We start from the raw sequence: 1,717 nt of genomic DNA on the forward strand, positions 1-1,717 counted from the left end.
CGGCGGATGCCGATGTTGGCGCGCATGCGGGGGTCTTTGGCGTATTCGGCCCACATGTAGTCGCGTTCTTCGTCGGTGACCATCTCCAGGGTGAGTTCGTCGTGGTTGCGCAGGAAGACGCCCCATTGGCAGTTGCCGGGGATGGCGGGGGTCTTGGCGAGGATCTCGGAGACGGGGTAGCGGGACTCGCGGCGCACGGCCATGAAGATGCGCGGCATGACGGGGAAGTGGAAGGCCATGTGGCATTCGTCGCCGCCGGCGCCGTAGTCGCCGAAGTAGTCGACGACGTCTTCGGGCCATTGGTTGGCCTCGGCGAGGAGCACGGTGTCGGGGTACTGGGCGTCGATCTCCTTGCGGACCCGCTTGAGGAAGTCGTGCGTCGCGGGCAGGTTCTCGCAGTTGGTGCCCTCTTCGGCGTAGAGGTAGGGCACCGCGTCGAGGCGGAATCCGTCGATGCCGAGGTCCAGCCAGAACCGCAGGGCGGCCAGGACCTCTTCCTGCACGGCCGGGTTCTCGTAGTTGAGGTCCGGCTGGTGCGAGAAGAAGCGGTGGAAGAAGTACCGGCCCCGCACCGGGTCATACGTCCAGTTGGACGCCTCGGTGTCGACGAAGATGATCCGGGCGTCCGGATAGCCCTTGTCGTCGTCGGCCCACATGTAGAAGTCGCCGTAGGGGCCGTCGGGATCCGTGCGGGACTCCTGGAACCACGGGTGCTGGTCGCTGGTGTGGTTCATGACGACGTCGATGACGACCCGCATGCCGCGCTGGTGGGCGGCGTCGACGAACTCCACGAAGTCGGCGAGGTCGCCGAACTCCGGGAGCACGGCGGTGTAGTCGGAGACGTCGTAGCCGCCGTCGCGCAGGGGTGACTGGAAGAAGGGCGGCAGCCACAGGCAGTCCACGCCGAGCCACTGGAGGTAGTCCAGTTTGGCGGTCAGGCCCTTCAGGTCGCCGACGCCGTCGCCGTTGCTGTCCTGGAAGGAGCGGACGAGGACCTCGTAGAAGACCGCGCGCTTGAACCACTCGGGGTCGCGGTCCCTGGCGGGAGCGTCCTCGAAGATGTCCTGGACGGGCTCGTTGACGGTCATGACGCGGCGGACCCTTCCCTCTGCGCGGGGGCGGACGGTCGTTGGACGTGGAGCACGTGCGCGGGCCGGCGGCCCGGTTCCAGCCGCACGTAGGCGTCCCGGCCCCAGTGGTAGGTCTCACCCGTCAGTTCGTCGAGCACGGACGTGGATTCGTGCCAGTCGAGGCCGAGTCGCGGCATGTCCCATGAGACCGTGGCCTCCTGGGCGCAGTGCGGATCGAGGTTCGCGACCACCAGGACCGTGTCCGCACCGGAGGTCTTGCTGTAGGCGATCACGGCCTCGTTGTCGGTGTGATGGAAGCGGAGGCTGCGCAGGCCGTGCAGCGCCGGGTGCCTGCGGCGGATGTCGTTGAGGCGGGTGATGAGGGGGGCGATGGTGCGGCCCTCGCGTGCGGCGGCCTCCCAGTCGCGGGGTTTGAGCTGGTACTTCTCGGAGTCGAGGTATTCCTCGCTGCCCGGTTTGAGCGGGGTGTTCTCGCACAGCTCGTAGCCGCTGTAGATGCCCCAGGAGGGGGAGAGGGTGGCGGCCAGGACGGCGCGGACCTCGAAGGCGGGCCGGCCGCCGTCCTGGAGGTAGGCGTGCAGGATGTCGGGCGTGTTGGCGAAGAAGTTCGGCCGCATGTACGCGGC

Annotated in this window: 2 protein-coding genes; both read right to left on the reverse strand. The window is 67.9% G+C overall.

Features of this window, described 5'->3' with window-relative positions; translation table 11 throughout:
• The coding region (locus ABZ861_RS31435) for an alpha-amylase family glycosyl hydrolase (RefSeq protein ID WP_361637449.1) at positions 1–1,088 on the reverse strand (1,088 nt) is incomplete at its 3' end.
• The coding region (locus ABZ861_RS31440) for an alpha-glucosidase C-terminal domain-containing protein (protein ID WP_361637452.1) at positions 1,085–1,717 on the reverse strand (633 nt) is incomplete at its 5' end. The genes ABZ861_RS31440 and ABZ861_RS31435, both read right to left, overlap by 4 nt.

Origin of the sequence: Streptomyces sp. NPDC046985 (genome assembly GCF_040644415.1) — a bacterium.
Classification (GTDB): domain Bacteria; phylum Actinomycetota; class Actinomycetes; order Streptomycetales; family Streptomycetaceae; genus Streptomyces.